Consider the following 19,054-nt stretch of genomic DNA (forward strand, 5'->3'; position numbering starts at 1 on the left):
CATGAATACTGCCGACTACGCCGCTCGATTTCGCGAAATCCGTGACAAAGTTGAATCACAGGAACGCCTGACTTTGGACGACGGGATCTTTCTGTACGACCCCAAGGTGCCGCTTCAGGAAGTCGGCGAGCTGGCCAACCTGGTTCGCGAGCGAATGAATGGCAACGTCGGTTATTTCAACATCAACACGCACTTGAACCCAACGAACGTGTGCGTGTACCGCTGCCGGTTTTGTGCATTCCGAAGTGATTTGCGAGACCCCAAGGGTTACGCAATGAACGACGAGCAGATTCTGGCGCGTGGGCAGGAGGCGACCGAAAACGGTTGTACGGAAATGCACATCGTCGGCGGACTGCATCACCAGAAACCGTACGAGTGGTATCGCCACATCATCGAATTGTTGACGGAACATTATCCCAAGATTCATTTGAAGGGCTGGACGGCGGTCGAGATCAATTGGTTTGAGTTTCAGACCAAGAAGACGATCGAGTGGGTGCTGAAGGATTTGCAGGCGGCTGGATTAGGCAGCATGCCAGGCGGCGGTGCCGAAATCTTTCATCCAGAAGTTCGCGATCAGTTGTGCGAACACAAAGCGAACACCCATGCGTGGCTGGAGATTCACCGGACAGCGCACGAGATCGGGCTGCGAACAAACTGCACCATGTTGTACGGGCACGTCGAAAACGCGTTTCATCGAATCGATCACTTGCTGCGACTACGTGAACTGCAAGATCGTACGGGCGGATTTCAAGTGTTCATTCCGCTGGCGTTCCACCCCGAGAACACCAAACTGTCACACATCAAGAAACCATCGGCGCTGATGGATTTGCGAACGATGGCGGTCAGCCGGTTGATGTTGGACAATGTTCAGCACATCAAGGCTTATTGGATCATGTTGGGAATCGAAACCGCGCAGACTGCGCTGGCCTACGGCGCCGACGACATCGACGGTACCGTCAGGCACGAACTGATCTATCACGACGCCGGTGCGACGACGCCGCAATTCTTGACCGTCGACAAGATCAAGGATTTGATTTCCGAAGCCGGTCGCGAACCGATCGAACGCGATACGGTTTACCGCCGCATCGAGCGTGACGAAAACGATTTTACCAACTGGCGCAGTGGTGAAAGCGTCGACGCTTTGGCGGTTTCCTAAGGCGTCTCGTTCAGTATCTCGCTCGTCGGTTGATTCCGTTTTGACGCTTTCGCCGCGGTGGTGTTTCCGTGCGTCGATGGCGTCGGTGTGTTCCTGCTACAATTGCCAACGTCAATTCCTTTTTCGTTGAGCGGGATTATCAGTGCGAATCAAACGGCTTCTGCGGCGCGCTTTCACGATGGTCGAATTGCTCGCCGTCGTCGCGATTATCGGTGTATTGGTCGGTTTGTTGTTGCCGGCAGTGCAGGCGGCACGCGAGGGTGCTCGGCGGCATTCGTGCGCAAACAATCTGATGCAGATCGGCATTGCCACTCACGCGTACCACGCCAGTTTCAAGCAATTCCCCACGCAGTTGTCTGGCACAGATGGCAGCACCGTTGCTGGTCGCGACAATGATCGCAGGCTCAGTGTGTTCGTCGCGATCTTGCCGTTCATGGGACAGCAGGTCGTTGCCGATGACATTGCGACGGCTCAAGCAAAGTCAGGGGGCGACGAGATGGGCATGATGGGGATGTTCGGTGAATATTTTGACGAAGACACGCAGCAATGGGTGACGACCGATGGTGACGAAGAAGGGGCCAAAGCTGGCGAGCCGAAAGACTACCTAGCTGGTGGTCCCGAACCGTTTTGTCGGGACTACGGCCCGTGGCAAATCGAAATTCCAAGTTACCGATGTCCAAGTGATCCGGGAGTCGGGCTGCCGTCGATGGGCCGCAGCAATTATGCCGCGTGCATGGGCGACGGCTTGGTCGCGATCAATACGGGGCCAATGAAATCGGTCCAAGGCACCTTTGTGATCGACAAGCAGCGTCAGTTGCAGTGCGATGCCGCCATGCGCGGCGTGTTTGTTCCCCGGCAAGTGACATCGCTCAGGGACGTTCGCGACGGCGCTGCCAATACATTGCTTTACGCGGAAGCGGCGACTGACTTGGGCGATCGCGATCTTCGGACGGCGGCGGCGATCGGTCCTGGTCAAGCGATTTTGCGTGACAGTCCCAGGTGGTACACGGGGAACGACTTGGTCGATGTGGAGCGTCCTGAGTTTTGGCGTGTCGGCACCAAGACAATTTTGGCTGCCGTGACAGACGGTGGTCGAGGTTTTCGTTGGGCCGACGGGATGCCGCTTTTTACCGGGTTCAACACGATCTTGCCGCCTAACGGAGCCTTGGTCTTAAGCGCCAATCGGGACGATAGCTCAGGTTTGTTTTCGTCCAGTAGTCGGCATCAAAGCGGAGTGACGGCGTGTTTTGTCGACAATTCGATTCGGTTCATTTCAGATTCGATCGACGCCGGTGATCAGTCTGCCGCGACGCCTTACTCAGGCAGTCCGACGGAAAACACCCGCAGTCCGTTTGGCATCTGGGGTGCGATGGGAACTCGGGCGTCCAGCGAGCTCGTTCAGTTTGGCGATCTTCCGTGATGCTTCTGCGAGTGCAGCGGGCTTTAAAGAGGCGGGCTTTAAAGAGGCGGGCTTTAAAGAGGCGGGCTTTAAAGAGGCGGGCTTTAAAGGGGCGGGCTTTAAAGGGGCGGGCTTTAAAGGGGCGGGCTTTAAAGGGGCGGGCCTTGAGCGGGCGAGTTTGCGAACCGTCGACTTTTTTGGCTCCAGGCAACTGATTGCTTGACGAATCGTCGCGCCATACAGTGATAGGGATGTCATCTGATTCCCCGAAACGCCCGTCTTTGACGCCCCCTTCTCCGACGAATCACTCGCAGTGCTTGATCAGCTTTGGGAGTAATTTGGGCGATCGGAATGATGTGTTGGCCGAAGCGGCAAGGCGTATCAGCCAATCGGGGCTGATTTTGGGCGGTTGCCAGTTGCGGACTAGCCGGCTGTTCGAAACTCCGCCAATCGGCGGTCCTGGCGGCCAAGACCCTTTTCTAAATGCTGTAGGTGCCTTTGAAACGGATGCTTCGGCGCGAGACGTCTTGGCTCTGTTGCAGGAGTTGGAGCTGGATTTGGGGCGTCAGCGCCATCGTCGCTGGGCGGCACGTTCGATTGATTTGGACGTGGTTTTGCATGGCGAATTGGTAGGAGGCGGCACCGGGCTGATTGTTCCTCATCCTCGCTACACCGCGCGGCAGTTTGTGCTCAAGCCCGCCTGTGACGTGGCGGCACACTACCGCGACCCGCGTTTTGGATGGACGTTGGCAAGGCTGACGGAGCATGTTTCTGCTGGCAATGCTTCGATCGCTTTGGTGGGCGGCGATGCAAAGACGCGTGGAGAGTTGTGTGATCGCTTGGCCGACGAGCATGGCATTCAAACGTACGCCGCGACGCCAATGGCACCCTCGATGCCCGTGGTGGGCAATGCTCCCGCGGCGGTTCGGCCAGCTGACAGCGACCTGCCGCTGGGGGAGCCGATCGAACACTGCGGCGATCAGCCATGGATTGCGGCTTATTTGCCAAAGTTGCCGATAGATGCTGATCCGGCGAGCGATGCGGTCAATTCACCGTCCGTCCCACGTCTGGTGGCGCGTCTGCAGCGAGCCACCGAAGAGACTCGCTGGCCGGCGCCGCATCAGATTTGGCCCGGCGGATGGGAATGGCCTGAGTATCGCCTGGAAGTCGACGATTTGGCTTGGGCGGTTACCGAACTAGTGTCAGCGCTGGACTCGATGCGGTGCGAAGTCACGCCGGTGACTGACGATGGCCGCTGGTGGGAGTGAAATTCATCCCGCTGTTGGCTTTTTGGCCGCTGCTTTCGTTCGCTGCGTTGATTTAGGTGGCGAAATTTTGGAGCCGGACTGTGGAGATGATCTGGCTTTGCGCAGAGTGCGAAGTTGCGTCGACTTCGCGAGATGCGGTAGCTCCAAGGCGTCCGATTGGGCCACTTTTGGCGCACGATTGCGCAAGCTGCGGCGACTTGTCGCGACTTGCGTACCAACTGCGACGAAATAATCTGCGTCACAATGTCGCTTGAATGCATGCTGCCCTTGTCAGCACGATAGTCCTCGCATGATACTGTGCGACAACTGGCACGGTCGCCATTTTTGATAGCCCTTTTCGTGAAATTTTCGGGCCGCTGATCGCGGTTTCTTATCCATCATGCAACGGTTTTTGTTTCCACGTTGGACCAATCCTTTCCTGCTCGTGTTAGGTGCTGCCATTGCCGGTGGCGGCCTTTTTGCGGCTGCGATGGGCGGTTTGGTTACCGACCCAGTGACGCTGAACATCGGCTATCAGCCTGAGCAGCCAGTTCCATTTAGTCACGCGATCCACGCGGGGCAACTAAAAATGGATTGTCGCTATTGTCACAACACGGTCTTTGATGCGGCTCACGCGGCGATACCACCGACCGCGACCTGTATCAATTGCCACAGCCCGGCTTCGGATCAAGGTCAGACCGCCTTGGCTGCCGTGCATGCCGCCAGTGATAAATTGGCTCCCATCCACGAAAGTTGGGAAACCGGCAAGAGCATGGCATGGAAACGTGTGCACAACTTGCCCGAGTACGTGTATTTCAATCACGCCGCTCACGTGAACTCCGGCGTTAGCTGTAAAACCTGTCATGGTCGTATCGACCAGATGGAAGTCGTCTATCAGCACGAGCAGTTGTCGATGGCTTGGTGCATCACTTGCCACCGAAACCCGGATCCTCACCTGCGACCCAAAGAGTTTGTGACCAAGCTGGATTGGAAACCGCCAGCAGATTGGGACCAAGAAGCCTTCGCAGCGCGAGTTCGCGAAGAACAGAACATTCATCCGCAAGTTAGTTGTGCGATCTGTCACCGGTAACGGCGACCAGTAAACCTGATTTAGCGACGCAAGTGTCAACTGCGGTTTTGCCCAGTTGCTTTGCAAACGAAACACATATCACCTCCATCGAAGTCACTTTTCGTTATGACCTCTTACGAACTACCTCAGTTGCCCCAAGCAAACGCGTTGCCGCAAGCAAAAGCGTCACCGGCTAACGCTTCGGAAAACAACGGTACTACTGAGCGTCCTCGCTACTGGCGAAGTCTTTCGGAGCTGAACAGTGACGAAACATTCGTAAACGATTTTCTGCACCGCGAATTTCCCGTCGCGGCATCGGAATTTCCCGAAGGCGTCTCGCGGCGTCGTTGGATGAAACTGATGGGCGCTTCGATGGCGATGGCTGGCGTCGCTGGTTGTCGCTACCCCGAGGAAGCCATCGCGCCGTTTGTTGTTCGCCCGGAAGGCCGGATTCCTGGTGAGTCGTATTCGCGTGCAACGAATTTCGAGCTGGCCGACCGCGTCTACAACTTGCTGATCAGCAACGTTGACGGTCGTCCGCTTAAGATCGAACCCAATAACGATCACCCCACCGGCGGCGGCACCGATGCTTACGCTCAAGCTTCGATCCTCAGTCTTTATGATCCGGATCGATCACGCGGCGACGAGGGTTTCTTGCGTCACAAGAAAGACGGCGGCACGCGTCGTTTTGAAGTGAACTGGGACGAATTCGATACTTACGGCAGCAATCTCGTAAAATCGCTCGGCAGCGGTGCTCGGTTTGGCGTGCTCGTCGGGCCTACTTCTTCGCCATCGACGGTGCGGATGTTAAAGGCACTGAAAAAGCGATTGCCTGAGTCCACTTTGGCTCGCTACGACGGCGTCTGGGGCGACGCGATGCGAGTTGCAACGACCAGGACGCTCGGCAAGCCTGCTCAGCAGGTGCTTGATTTGGGCAAGGCAAAGGTCATTGTCGCGATCCAGGCAGACATTTTGGGCGCTGACATTGGCATGGTGCAAAACGCCAGTGCGTTCTCGACGCGGCGTGATCCCGTCAACGGCGACATGAACCGTTTGTACGTCGTCGAAGGTGGTTATTCACAAACGGGTGCGACCGCCGACGCTCGATTAGCGATTCGTCCAAGTCAGATGAAGGCGTTTATCGCTGAGCTTGGTCGTCGTGTGGCTGCGATGAAATCTGGCGAAGCTCACAGTCATGGGGATCAGAGCAAACCCTACGATGAGCTTTCCGCCGAGGATCGTATGGAACGATTCTTGGACGCCGTTGCACACGATGTTGCCGACGCGGGTGGCGAAGCAGTCGTTGTGGTCGGCGATCACTTGGGTGCCGAAGCGATTTCCGCTGGCATCCAAATGAACAAAACGCTGGGCTCGTTCGGATCGCTTCAGTCGTTCCGCCCACAAGTCGACGGTGACCTGGGGGACACGGTATCGCTGAGCGATATGGCCACCAAGATGAACGCTGGCGAGCTTGATAGCGTGCTGATTATCGGCGTCAATCCAATTTCGACCGCTCCCGGCGACGTCGATTTTGCCGCCGCTCTGTCGAACGTCGCTGAGTCGATTTACCTCAGTGAGTATGACGACGAAACCGGAGTCGCCTGTAAGTGGTCGATTCCGTTGGCGCACCCTTTGGAATCGTGGGGCGACGTGATCGACAGTCAAGGCAGCTACGGAGTTTGTCAGCCGCAAATTCTGCCGTTGCTGGGTGGACGTAGTGTCAGCGAAGTTTTGTCGGTGATGCTTGGTCAAGACAAAACGAGCGGCCTGGATATCACTCGGGCAACCGCCGATGAAGTGGCTGGAAGTTCGCTGAGTGATCGCCAGTGGCGAGCCTTGCTGCACGATGGTTTTTCAGGCGATATCAAAGGAGAAGCCGGTGACTTGTCGGTAGGTGGTGACGCAAACGAGCTCACTAGCGACGCACCGGTTGCAGTCTCCGCCGACGACATCGATCAAAACGACTTTGACGTGATCTTTACGCCTGCCGATGGTCTGTACGACGGTCGCTTTGCCAACAATGGCTGGCTGCAAGAGATGCCGCAGTCGTTGACAAAAATGTCTTGGGACAACGCGGCGATCATGAGTCCTGCGTCGGCCAAGACGCTTGGCGTCAAGCATGGTTTGACGGTTGCGATTCGCGTCGGCGATGCAAAAGTTAAGTTGCCTGTTTACGAAATGCCTGGGTACGCACCCGGCGTCATTTCGGTCCAGCTGGGTTACGGCCGAACGGTCGTGGGCAATGTGGGCGGCAACCCAGATAAAGACGTTCCGATCGTGGGCGTCGATGTGTCGCCAATCCGCACGAGCGAATCGATGTTGGTTGCTTTGGGCGTCGAGGCACGTCCGGATTACACCGAGTACGAAATCGCCACGACTCAGGACCACTGGGCGATCGACGAAGGTGGCAAGCAAGAAACCGAGGACCGAAGTTTCAACTTGGTTCGCGAGGGAACGTTGGCCTTGTTCGACAAAGTGCCAGGGTTTGCCGAAGCTCCTCCAAAAGAACCGCACGTTCCGCTTGTAGGTGATCACCAGTCGCCGTTTACCGAGCCGATTCACGACATCGAAGAGACGCCCGAAAACCAATTTGAAGAGCGTTTGCCTCAGTGGGGCATGGCGATCGACCTGAGCAAGTGTGTCGGCTGCAACGCCTGTGTTGTCGCCTGCCAGAGCGAAAACAATGTGCCGATCGTGGGCCGCGAACAGATCTTGAACAGCCGCGAAATGCACTGGTTGCGACTGGATCGTTATTTCCAAGGTGACGCCGAAAACGCGGACATTGTTCAGCAGCCTGTCGCTTGCATGCACTGCGAAACGGCTCCTTGCGAGCAGGTTTGTCCGGTCGCTGCGACCGTTCATACGAAGGAAGGCCTTAACGCGATGGCCTACAACCGTTGTATCGGTACTCGTTACTGTGCCAATAACTGCCCGTTCAAAGTTCGTCGATTCAATTACTTCAATTACAACGCGGACATCGGTGTCGGTTACGGCGTCGATTCTTTCCCCGGCAACATCGAATCGGCCAATCGCAAATTGCAAGCGTTGGTGATGAACCCTGAAGTCACCGTGCGTGGCCGAGGTGTCATGGAAAAGTGCACGTACTGTGTCCAGCGAATCGAAAAAGCCAAAATCGAAACTCGCAAAGATGGCGGTCGCCAGATCGAAGACGGCGACGTCGTGACGGCTTGCCAAGCGGCTTGTCCGTCCAAGGCCATCGAGTTCGGTAACTTGACCAATCCTGAATCGGCGGTGTCAAAGCAGCACGCTGATCCACGAAGCTACGGCATGTTGAGCCAGTTGAACGTCAAGCCACGTACCGAGTACTTGGCCAAGGTTCGCAACACACCTGGTTCGCTGATGACGGCCGCACAGCTCAAAGACTTGGCAACGATCACCGCTCCGCACCACGGCGGACACGGAGATCATGGTGACGACCACCACGGCGATGAGCACCATGACGGTGATGGTCACGAAGGTGATGATCACAAAAAAGAAGCCGCTCACGGATAGCGTACCGACGATTGCGGAATTGAGATTTCAATTCCCGTATAGCAGAACTCAACGAAACTTCCTTTCAGTAGATTTGACACATGTCATTAGCCATTCCCAACGGATTGGATAACACCGTCGAAAAACCTGGCCAACGCGCGCCGTTGGTGCTTGGCGATACGACCTACCACGACATTACCGAAACGGTTTGTCAGGTGGCTGAACGACCACCTAGCAAGAGCTGGGTCGCTGGTTTTCTGGTCGCGTTTGCCCTGCTGCAAATGCTGGGTCTGACGATCGCGTACCTGCTGTACACCGGTGTTGGCGTCTGGGGAAACCGGTCGCCGATTTTCTGGGGCTGGCCGATTGTGAACTTCGTGTTCTGGGTCGGTATCGGTCACGCGGGAACACTGATCAGTGCAATCCTGTTTCTGTTCCGCCAGGAATGGCGCACCAGTATTAACCGTGCTGCCGAAGCGATGACGATCTTTGCGGTCGCCTGTGCGGGCACGTTTCCGGGGATCCACGTTGGTCGTGCTTGGCTGGCATTTTGGTTGGCTCCGTATCCCAGTTTGAATCTATGGATGTGGCCTCAATTCCGCAGCCCGTTGCTGTGGGACGTTTTTGCGGTCAGTACTTACGGAACGGTTTCATTGCTGTTTTGGTACATGGGCATGGTTCCCGACTTGGCAACGTTCCGTGACCGGTCGACCAATAAATGGCGACGTATGGCCTATGGCCTGCTTTCGCTTGGGTGGTCCGGTTCATCGCGTCACTGGATGCGTTACGAAAAAGCTTACGCCTTGCTGGCTGCGTTCGCCGCGCCGCTGGTGCTTTCGGTGCACACGATCGTTTCGTTTGACTTTGCGGTTTCGCAAGTTCCCGGTTGGCACACAACGATCTTCCCGCCTTACTTTGTCGCCGGTGCGATCTTCAGTGGTTTTGCAATGGTGCTGACTCTGATGGTTCCTGCACGAAGCATGCTGGGGCTCGAAAAACTGATCACGATTCGGCACATGGACAACATGTGCAAAATCATTCTCGCAACGGGATCGATCGTCGGACTTGCTTACGGAACCGAATTCTTCATCGCTTGGTACGGCCAAGTCGGCGAAGAGCAATTCGCGTTTACCAACCGTGCGTTCGGACCGTACTGGTGGGCTTATTGGACGATGGTCACTTGCAACGTGATCAGCCCGCAGTTGTTCTGGTTCAAGAAGTTCCGCACGACGCCGTGGATCATTGTTGTGATCACGATATTTGTGAACATCGGAATGTGGTTTGAACGATTCGTCATCGTTTGCACCAGCCTTTCGCGTGACTACCTGCCAAGTGCTTGGGCGTATTTCTCGCCAACTTGGGTGGACTGGGCCATGCTGATCGGTTCGTTCGGATTGTTCTTTACACTGTTCCTGTTGTTCTGCCGACTGATGCCGGTGATCAACATGTCCGAAACCAAATCAACTTTAGCCAAGCAATACCACATGGCTCATCTCGATGATGACCATGCGGCTGCTACCGAACATTAAGAAGATGGTCGTGGATTGCTTCGGCAATCCAACGCTCTGATCGCTCGCGATCAGCAACCTTGTCGACTTGCCTTTTTTCAACACGATATTTAGATGTCAGCCAGCGAAACTGCTACCGAAACCGTTAGCGAATCCGAAAAGAAGATCCACGGAGTCACCGCCGAATTTACGTCGGTCGACACGCTATTGGCTGCTTGTCGCCGCGTTCGCGACGCCGGGTATACCAAAACGGATGCGTTCGCGCCGTTTGCCGTTCACGGCATCGACAAGGCATTGGGCATCAAGCCAACTGTGCTGCCTTGGATCGCACTGATTGGCGGAGTGACGGGAGTCACTGTCGCGTTGTGCATGCAGATTTGGATGAACGCGATTGACTACCCGTACATCATCTCGGGAAAACCATTCATCTCGCTTCCGGCGTTTATCCCGGTCGCGTTCGAGTTGACAATTTTGTTGGCATCGTTCGGTGCGTTTTTCGGAATGTGGGCACTCAACGGGCTGCCACGGTTCAGCAACCCGATGTTTACCAATCCGCGGTTTGACCGAGTCACCGACGATACGTTCTTCTTGTTCGTCGACTCCAAAGACGAGCGATTTGACCAAGCCGGCGTCGAGAGATTGTTCGCCGACTGTGGTGGCGAACACATCGATACGGTGGTCGAAGACGACAGCCCTACTAAAGTGCCAAGCTTTTTGATCGTCGCCTGGCTCGTTAGCGTCGCGCTTTCGATTATCCCGCTATTGATCGTCGCAAAGATGCGAGTCACGAATAGTTCGTCGCCTCGGTTTCATATTTTCTTTGACATGGACTTCTCGCCTGCTCGCGACGCTCAGCAGACCACTTCGATCTTTGCCGATAATCGTGCCGCCCGACCGGACATTCCCGGCACAGTGGCTCGCGGACAAGTGCAGGACCTGAGTTTTACCACCGGCATTGAAAAGCTCAGCAGCAACGCACCCAAACCGTCCGAGCATTTGGTCGCGTTTATGCAAGAGTCCGACGACAGCAAAACGACCGGCGGCGCAGCACAGAAAAGTGTGATGGATACGACCGTCTGGTTGGACAAGAACCCACGCAAAGTGGACGCCAGTTTGCTTGAACGTGGTCAACAACAATTCGGAATTTACTGCTCCGTCTGCCACGGTATGAATGGCGGTGGAAACGGGCTGGTCAACCAACGAGCACAGAAACTGTCGCAGTCGACTTGGATCCAGCCATCATCGCTGCATCAAGAAACGCTTTACAGTGACAAATATCCTGACGGCAAGCTGTTTAGCACGATCACCAACGGTATTCGTAAAATGCCGGGATATGCAGGACAAATCAAAGCCAAAGATCGCTGGGCAATTGTTGCCTATGTGCGAGCACTGCAGCAGAGTCAAAACGCTTCGATTGACTTGGTGCCACAAGCAAAACGCGCTAGCTTGGAAAAAGAAAAAGCCGGAGTCGAAAAGCGGCTAAAGGAAGAAGCGGAAGAAGCACAAAAGAAAGCTGGCGAGTCAAAGAAAGACAGTCCGAAGCCAGCCTAACTGGGGCAGACCCACACGCTCGTTCGCGAGCTGAATGGATCTTTGCAAAAGATTCTGTCAACGAAGGAATCTCTTGCGAGATTCACCACCAAATCATTTTCAAACGCAACCAAGTAAATCAGTTCAACCAAGATGTCTGAACACGCACCTGTGGTAGTGAAGCCGGCCGATCACGAGGCCTTCAAATTGCCCGCCTCCCTTTCTGCGCTCGGACTGCCACTTTGCATTGGTGGTGCCATCGCTCTGTTCGTCGGTCTTGGGCTGGGATATTCCAGCGTGAGCGCCAAGTTCGGAATGTCGGCGTACCTGACTGCGTTCATGTATTGCTTTACGATCGTGATGGGATCGTTGTTTTTCGTGCTGATTCAGCATCTTAGTCGTGCAGGCTGGAGCGTCGTGGTTCGCCGCGTCGCTGAACTGATGATGATGATGATCGTTCCGTTGGCCGTTTTGTTTCTGCCAATCTTGGCGACATTGTTCACTGGCGAAGGCGTTTTGTACCGCTGGGACTCGTCGACGTTTTGGGCTGATGCTCATATCGCTGACGAAGTAGTTGCCAACAAGACGGGATACCTCAGCCAAGGCTTCTTTGCGATCCGCGCGGTGTTTTACTTCGCCGTTTGGTGTTTCCTTGCCTACTACTTCTTTAAGAAGAGTACTGACCAAGATGAGACGGGCGAGAAAGCAGCGACGGATCAAATGCAGTGGTGGAGCGGTCCCGCCGTCATGGCTTTTTCGGGAACTCTTTCGTTCGCCGCGTTTGACTGGGTGATGAGCCTGTCGCCTATGTGGTTTTCGACCATGTTTGGCGTTTACATTTTCGCCGGTTCGATTTTGTCAGCCCACTGTGCTATCGCGGCGGGAACATACTTGCTGCAAAGCAAAGGTGCTCTGAAAGATGAAGTCACGGTTGAACACTACCACGACCTCGGAAAACTGATCTTCGGGTTTGTTTTCTTCTGGACCTACATTTCGTTCAGCCAATTCATGCTGATCTGGTACGGCAACATTCCGGAGGAAACCGAATGGTTCTTCGTCCGCCAGCAAGAGACTTGGGTGACGGTTGCGTTTGTGTTGATTGGGCTGCACTGGTTGTTGCCATTCTTGGGCACGATGAGCATTCATGTTCGCCGCAAACCGTTTTTGGTTTTCTGTTGGGCCTGCTATATCCTAGTGATGCACTACTTTGACGTTTACTGGATGATCATGCCCGAAGCGTACTCTGGAATCCACGGTGACGCTTATGCCACGGCTGGTGGAGCGATTGGAGTCGTTTCCAGCCTGCTGTGTGTTGTTGGCATGGCAGCACTTTTGGTCGGCGTGATTTTGAAATTGGCGACTCAGACCAAGGTTGCCGCGATCCGCGATCCGCGTTTCCGCGAATCGATGGCTTTCGAGAACATTTAATTTTGACGACTTAGACACAGCGGTCGGTCGATTCCGAACGCTCCCCGACGCGATATTCAACCACAACTTTTTCAGCAGACAAACGATGGCCGCTTACGACGACCTGAACACAAAACGCATTTTCACCGTCGGAATTCTTTCGATCGTAGTGACAGCGGTGACCGCTTTGGCGGTTCAAGTTGTGTACTACTCGTTGGTTTCGTGGCACGAAGTCGATTTGGCCGAAAAAAGCAGCTACCGACGGCAAAACAAAGTGCTTGCCGATCAAGCGGATCAGATTTCGCAGTACGGCATCGATGACGAAACTGGAAACGTCACGATCCCGGTTTCCGAAGCGATGCAGTTGATCGTCGCGAATAATAGTGACGATAAGCTGGCTGCGGATAAATTGAAGGCAGAACAGGAACAGTTCGCCAAAGACAGAGCAGCGATGGAAAAAGCCAAAGAAGCAGAGGCTAAGAAAAAGGCCGAAGCTAAAAAGGCTGCTGACGCGAAAGCCGCTGCGATGAAGGCAGAAGAAGATAAGAAGGCGGCAGCGGAGAAAAAGAAGGCTGAAGAGGCCAAGAAAGCTGAAGAAGCCAAGAAAGCGGCTGAAGAGAAAATGGCAGCTGAGAAGAAAGCTGCGGACGAAAAAGCCGCAGCCGAAAAGAAGGCAGCCGAGCAGAAGAAGGCGGACGAACTGATGGAGAAGAAGGCTGCTGACGAAAAGGCGGCCAAAGAAAAAGCAGAACAGGAAAAGAAAGAAGCTGCTGAAAAGAAAGCCGAAAAGAAGAGCGAAGAAGACAAGCCCGGCGAAGCTGACAACGACGCTTCAGAAACTGAAGGCGATAAGGAAGAGGTCAAAGATGATGCCTGATCGTACGGGGCTTTTTGCCTTGACAATCAGAACGCTTGCCACTGTCGCAGTCATGGTGACTGCTGCATCAGTCTGCAACTGCGCCATCGCACAGGATCAACTTCGCGAGGGTGCGAATGTTGAACTGAATAACACAATTCCGTTTGAACAACGTGGTGTCACGGTCGATCAAAAGCTGGGTGAAGAAGTCCCGCTCAACTTGCCTTTGAAGGATTCGAAAGGCAACGCGGTCAAAACCGGCTACTTCATCGATGGCAAGAAGCCCACGATCATCACGCTCAACTACAGCAACTGTCCGATGCTATGCAACGTGCAGTTGAACCGACTTTGTCAGTCGCTCAATAAATTGGATTTGCAGATTGGTCGCGACTTTAACATGTTGACCGTCAGCATCGATCCAACGGAGTCGACGGAACGAATCCGCGAAACAAAACAGAAGTATGTCGATGATTTGCCGAATCAACCCGGTGCTGTCAACGGCTGGGCATTTTGCACGGCTCGGCAACCGATCATTACGCGATTGGCCGATTCGGTTGGGTTTCGATACAAGTACGACCGCGCGAATCAGCAATACAACCACCCAGCGATGTTGTGCTACGTGTCTCCAGACGGAGTGATTTCGCGTTACTCATTGGACATCAACTTTCCGCCCGAGCAGATGAAACTTGCTTTGGTGGATGCTGGAAATGGAACGATCGGATCCAAAGTGGATCAGTTCATATTGTGGTGCTACAGCTACGATCCCGATTCCAATTCGTACACCCCCTACGCTTGGCGAATCATGCGTCTTGGCGGAGCGGCGACGATCGGTTTGATGCTTGCTTGCTTGGCTCCATTTTGGATTGGCCGCAAGAAGGGGCCGAACAGTATCGAAGATCAAGAATCTTCCGACGACCGAGACGGTGCAACCGTGGCATCTGACCGCACAAAACCAACTAACCTATTCAATTAAGCTCACCTCAATCTCATGTTTGCCATGTTGCCTGGTGCCTTTTCGCTTTTAGGCGATCAATTTAAAGACTACGCCTGGTTCCCCGAACAAGCTTCGACGTTCGCAGAAACGAACGATTGGCTGTACGGGGTGATCACGTTCATTTGCTTCCTGTTTTTCATTCCTATCGCGGGCCTGTTGTTCTACTTTGCCATTCGCTATCGCAAGCCCAAGGGCGCGAAAGCGGAAAGCCAAGTGGCTCACAACACGAAGGTGGAATTGATCTGGTCGATCGCTCCTTCGTTCGTGTTGATCGCGTTGTTCTACTTGGGTGCTCGTGCCTACTTGGACATTCGTACCGTGCCTGAAGGCAGCTACGAAATCGGCGTTCAAGCTTTTAAGTGGGGCTGGACCATGGATTACGGCCGTGGCACGTACAATCCGGAATTGCACTTGGTCGTCAACGAACCTACCAAGTTGACGATGAAATCCAGCGACGTGATCCACAGTTTGTACATCCCTGCGTTTCGCGCAAAGAAAGACATTGTTCCTGGCCGCTACAACTACATGTGGTTTCAGCCGACGGTTGCGAGCGAGAAAGTCAGCGAAGAAGAGCTTGCCAAGGCGACGCAGTGGACTAAGGAAAGCGGACAGGGTTGGAACTACGAAAAGTGGCAGTTCACGGAGCATGGTTACCGGTTTTTTGACCTGTATTGCACTGAGTACTGCGGTACCAATCACTCCGAAATGCAGACGGTCGTGGTTGTCCACGAAACGCAAGAAGAATTGGATGCTTGGATCAAAGAAGTGAGTGCTCGTGGATCTGATGTGACTCCGGAAGCTTGGGGCAAGTTGCTCTACGAACGCCGGGGATGTCAAGGTTGCCACAGTCTGGATGGATCAAAATTAAGCGGTCCATCGTACAAGGACGCCTATGGCTCTAAGCGTAAGCTGCAAACAGGTGAAGAAGTCCTGTTTGACGAGAACTACGTCCGCGAATCGATCATCAACCCCAAAGCAAAAGTGGCCGAGGGTTATGCTCCAGTGATGCCTAGTTTCAAGGGCCAACTGAGCGACGACGACATCTACTCGATTACCGAGTTCATCAAGACTCAGTCATCCAACACGCCGGTTGCAACGCCAGCGACGACCCAACCAGCAGCGGACGAATCGGCTGCCGGAGAAACAAAGGAATAGAACGTTTTTCCGTCCCGCGGCGGGTCGACGTTTGTCAAACTAAATTTAAGAGCACGGCCAACGAAATGCTGGTCCTGACTAATACGAATCCAACGCATTTGCGTTAAACCGAGGTTATTGAACATGTCTGCCGGATCCATTCCATCGGGTGCACAGATTCGCGATCCAGGGTATCCCACCCACAGCGAAAACTACTTGACCAATTCCAAGGGCATCATGTCCTGGATCTTCACGCTGGATCACAAACGCATCGGCGTGATGTATCTGATTGGTGTGACGTGCGCCTTTGCCTTCGCTGGTCTGCTTGCGCTGGCGATCCGCTTGCACTTGCTCAGCCCCGATGGGGCGATGTTCAAAGGCGAAAATGCCAACAACATCTACAACCAGGTTTTCACCCTCCACGGGGCGGTGATGGTATTCCTGTTCATCATTCCAAGTATCCCGGCAGCACTGGGCAACTTCCTGGTGCCGGTCATGTTGGGCGCCAAAGACGTAGCGTTCCCGCGGCTGAACCTGTGCAGTTTTTACTTGTGGATGATTGGAGCAGTTTTCTTCTTGATGGCTCTACTGGGAAGTCAGCTCGATACCGGGTGGACTTTTTACACGCCTTACAGCACGACAACCGATACGTCGGTGATCGCGGCGACGATGGGCGCATTCATTCTTGGTTTTAGTTCGATCTTCACTGGTCTGAATTTTATAGTGACGATCAACACGATGCGGCCGCCAGGAATGACTTGGTTTCGTATGCCCCTATTTCTTTGGGCGACCTACGCGACCAGTATCATTCAGGTTCTAGCGACGCCCGTTTTGGGCATCACGCTATTGTTGTTGATCGCCGAACGAACAATGCACATCGGGATCTTCGACCCGGAATACAATGGTGACCCAGTCACGTTCCAGCACTTTTTCTGGTTCTACAGCCACCCCGCTGTGTACATCATGATTCTGCCGGCTTTCGGCGTGATCAGTGATCTGATCAGTGTGCATAGTCACAAGCGAATCTTTGGCTATCGCTTCATCGCGTACTCGTCGATCGCAATTGCATTGCTGGGATTCCTGGTTTGGGGACACCACATGTTCACTGCGGGCATGAGCTCGCTGACGACGATCATTTTTAGTGCTTTGACATTTACTGTTTCAGTGCCATCAGCGATCAAAGTGTTCAACTGGTTGGCCACGATGTACAAGGGTTCGATTAGCCTGACGACGCCGATGTGCTATGCGATTTCGTTCATCTTCTTGTTCACGATTGGCGGTCTGACCGGACTTCACTTGGGAACACTTGCAACCGACTTGCACTTGCACGATACCTATTTCGTCGTCGCTCACTTCCACTACGTGATGGTCGGTGGGACCTTAGTGGCATTTATTGGTGGTGTCTTCCACTGGTGGCCAAAGATGTTCGGCAAGATGTACAGCGAACTTTTCGGTCGCTTGTCCTGCCTGATCGTCTTCCTTGGATTCAACCTGACGTTCCTACCACAGTTTGTGCTGGGTAGCCGCGGGATGCCCCGTCGTTACGCCACATACGACCCCGAATTCCAAAGCTTGCACGTCATGAGTACTTACGGTGCTCTCCTGTTGGGCGTGGGGCTGACAGTGGCATTGTTCACTTTGCTGTACTCCCTGATCTGGGGCAAAAGAGCGCCTGCGAATCCATGGGGTGGAGCAACATTGGAGTGGCACTGCACGAGTCCTCCGCCATTTTACAACTTTGAACGAGCACCCTCGGTTGGCGATCCCTACGAGTTCGGCAACGTGGAGTGGGACAGCGAAGACGAACGCTATGTCAGCACGGAACCCGAACGAAAACTTGTTCCCGATGAACAACCGTCCGAAGTGCCTGCTCACTAGGCTCATCCACCGGCACGCCCGGCAATCGCTTTCGACGAAAACGATTGCCGGTTAAGATCTCGCCGCCGATGGCAGTGGGATTTTTCAATTTCCAAAAGACTTTTCAATTCCGTTAACAACCGACGTTCACGACTATGGCTGGCGAAGAAACGAATTCGGGTGGTGATCACGATCACGATCACGACCACGACCACCCGCCGTTTTTGGCGCACCACTTTGACACTCCCGAGCAACAGTTCGACAGTGGCAAGCTGGGTATTTGGTTGTTCCTCGTTACCGAGATTTTGTTTTTCGGCGGGATGTTTTGCGCCTATGCAATCTTTCGGATGTTGCGTCCAGAGGTTTTCGAGGGCTGCAGTCAGTTTTTGAATACCAAGCTTGGTGCCATCAACACGGGCGTTCTGCTTTTCAGTTCGCTAACGATGGCATGGGCCGTTCGCTGTTCGCAGACAGAAGAGCACAAGAAGCTGACCGGCATGCTGGCCGCGACGCTTTCGTGTGCAATGATCTTTTTGGGTGTTAAAGCGATCGAGTACTCGCATAAGTGGCACATGGGATTGTTGCCCGCGGGCTTGTTCTCGTACGACCCGAACCATCCACATCATGAAGGCGGTCCGAACTATCTGTTATGGATCTGTATGCCCTTCATCTTGATCGCGATTGGAACCATTCTCTGGTTAGTGATCTCGCTGATCCGAGGAAATAAGTTCCACATTGCGTGTGCGAAACCGCTCACGGTCGTGGCTTTAAGCTTCTTTGCTGGTGTCGGTCTGGGGACCTACCTGGAGAGTGGCGGATCGGAGTCGCATGCAGTCGCTGGTGCACATGCTGATGGTGACCATGCTAGCGGTGAACACGCTGGCGATGACGCACACGATCACGATGGTGATCATGCTGATCACGACCACGCCCATTCATCGGCTGCTCAGTTGGCGATGGAAGATTCGGGTGACTTAGATGTGCTGGAGCACTTGGCATCGGACGCCACCAACACCGGTTTGAAAGACGACGTGGCGGCTCGCGTACGGCAGTCCGAAGAAGCGTCCGGTTCGTTTGCGTACAACACATCGGATGACGCTGCCAACACCATCAACGACGTCGAACGCGAATTCCTGACTCCAAGTCGTGCCGGTGTGTTCTTTAGTATTTACTACTGTATGACGGGCGTGCACGCGATTCACATTTTGGCGGGTATCGCCGTACTGGTGTGGTTGCTGATTCGTTCGGTTCGTCAAGATTTCAACCGCCAGTACTTCGGCCCCGTTGATTACGTCGGACTCTACTGGCACTTGGTCGACCTCATTTGGATCTACCTGTTCCCGCTGCTCTACCTGATTCGATAACGCCTCGCGGCAACAAAACTTCAGCTCACCGAATACATCGG

General features: G+C 54.2%; 14 protein-coding genes. All 14 read left to right on the forward strand.

All coding sequences use genetic code 11. From position 1 onward, the window contains the following. The first annotated feature begins 1 nt into the window (after position 1). The gene (mqnE, locus tag K239x_RS08770; RefSeq protein ID WP_145417458.1) at positions 2 to 1,156 is read left to right on the forward strand and encodes an aminofutalosine synthase MqnE; all 1,155 of its coding nucleotides are present in this window, start codon (positions 2 to 4) and stop codon (positions 1,154 to 1,156) included. Between the two features lie 178 nt (positions 1,157 to 1,334). After that, a complete protein-coding gene (locus K239x_RS08775; RefSeq protein WP_145422258.1) occupies positions 1,335 to 2,576 on the forward strand; it encodes a DUF1559 family PulG-like putative transporter in 1,242 nt (413 codons plus the stop codon). Further along, positions 2,560 to 2,778: a pentapeptide repeat-containing protein gene (locus K239x_RS28380; protein WP_419189844.1), complete on the forward strand. Its 219-nt coding sequence runs from the start codon at positions 2,560 to 2,562 to the stop codon at positions 2,776 to 2,778. Before K239x_RS08775 ends, K239x_RS28380 begins: the two co-directional genes overlap by 17 nt. Positions 2,779 to 2,836: 58 nt before the next feature. Then, positions 2,837 to 3,823, forward strand: coding sequence for a 2-amino-4-hydroxy-6-hydroxymethyldihydropteridine diphosphokinase (gene folK, locus K239x_RS08785; RefSeq protein WP_419189845.1), 987 nt, complete (start codon positions 2,837 to 2,839; stop codon positions 3,821 to 3,823). Between the two features lie 379 nt (positions 3,824 to 4,202). Continuing rightward, on the forward strand, positions 4,203 to 4,892 hold the full coding sequence (locus K239x_RS08790; RefSeq protein ID WP_145417461.1) for a cytochrome c3 family protein: 690 nt from the start codon (positions 4,203 to 4,205) through the stop codon (positions 4,890 to 4,892). Between the two features lie 105 nt (positions 4,893 to 4,997). Next, a complete protein-coding gene (locus K239x_RS08795) occupies positions 4,998 to 8,384 on the forward strand; it encodes a TAT-variant-translocated molybdopterin oxidoreductase (RefSeq protein WP_145417462.1) in 3,387 nt (1,128 codons plus the stop codon). An 80-nt stretch (positions 8,385 to 8,464) separates the two neighbouring features. Further along, the gene (gene nrfD / locus K239x_RS08800; protein WP_145417463.1) at positions 8,465 to 9,892 is read left to right on the forward strand and encodes an NrfD/PsrC family molybdoenzyme membrane anchor subunit; all 1,428 of its coding nucleotides are present in this window, start codon (positions 8,465 to 8,467) and stop codon (positions 9,890 to 9,892) included. A 93-nt stretch (positions 9,893 to 9,985) separates the two neighbouring features. Then, positions 9,986 to 11,422 (forward strand): quinol:electron acceptor oxidoreductase subunit ActD, encoded by a 1,437-nt coding sequence (locus K239x_RS08805; protein WP_145417464.1) that lies wholly within the window; start codon positions 9,986 to 9,988, stop codon positions 11,420 to 11,422. Positions 11,423 to 11,554: 132 nt separating this feature from the next. Beyond that, entirely contained in the window at positions 11,555 to 12,829 is a 1,275-nt protein-coding gene (locus K239x_RS08810; RefSeq protein WP_145417465.1) for a hypothetical protein, read from the forward strand. 253 nt (positions 12,830 to 13,082) lie between these two features. Next, on the forward strand, positions 13,083 to 13,685 hold the full coding sequence (locus tag K239x_RS28385; protein ID WP_419189846.1) for a hypothetical protein: 603 nt from the start codon (positions 13,083 to 13,085) through the stop codon (positions 13,683 to 13,685). Continuing rightward, positions 13,675 to 14,637 (forward strand): SCO family protein, encoded by a 963-nt coding sequence (locus tag K239x_RS08820; RefSeq protein ID WP_145417466.1) that lies wholly within the window; start codon positions 13,675 to 13,677, stop codon positions 14,635 to 14,637. Before K239x_RS28385 ends, K239x_RS08820 begins: the two co-directional genes overlap by 11 nt. 15 nt (positions 14,638 to 14,652) lie before the next feature. Then, on the forward strand, positions 14,653 to 15,813 hold the full coding sequence (locus tag K239x_RS08825; RefSeq protein WP_145417467.1) for a cytochrome c oxidase subunit II: 1,161 nt from the start codon (positions 14,653 to 14,655) through the stop codon (positions 15,811 to 15,813). Positions 15,814 to 15,936: 123 nt separating this feature from the next. Beyond that, positions 15,937 to 17,670 carry a cytochrome c oxidase subunit I gene (locus K239x_RS08830; protein ID WP_145417468.1) on the forward strand — a complete coding sequence of 578 codons (1,734 nt, stop codon included), beginning with the start codon at positions 15,937 to 15,939 and terminating at the stop codon, positions 17,668 to 17,670. Between the two features lie 134 nt (positions 17,671 to 17,804). Further along, on the forward strand, positions 17,805 to 19,013 hold the full coding sequence (locus K239x_RS08835; RefSeq protein ID WP_145417469.1) for a cytochrome c oxidase subunit 3: 1,209 nt from the start codon (positions 17,805 to 17,807) through the stop codon (positions 19,011 to 19,013). Positions 19,014 to 19,054: the final 41 nt, after the last annotated feature.

Source organism: Stieleria marina (assembly GCA_007741555.1).
Lineage (GTDB): Bacteria > Planctomycetota > Planctomycetia > Pirellulales > Pirellulaceae > K23-9.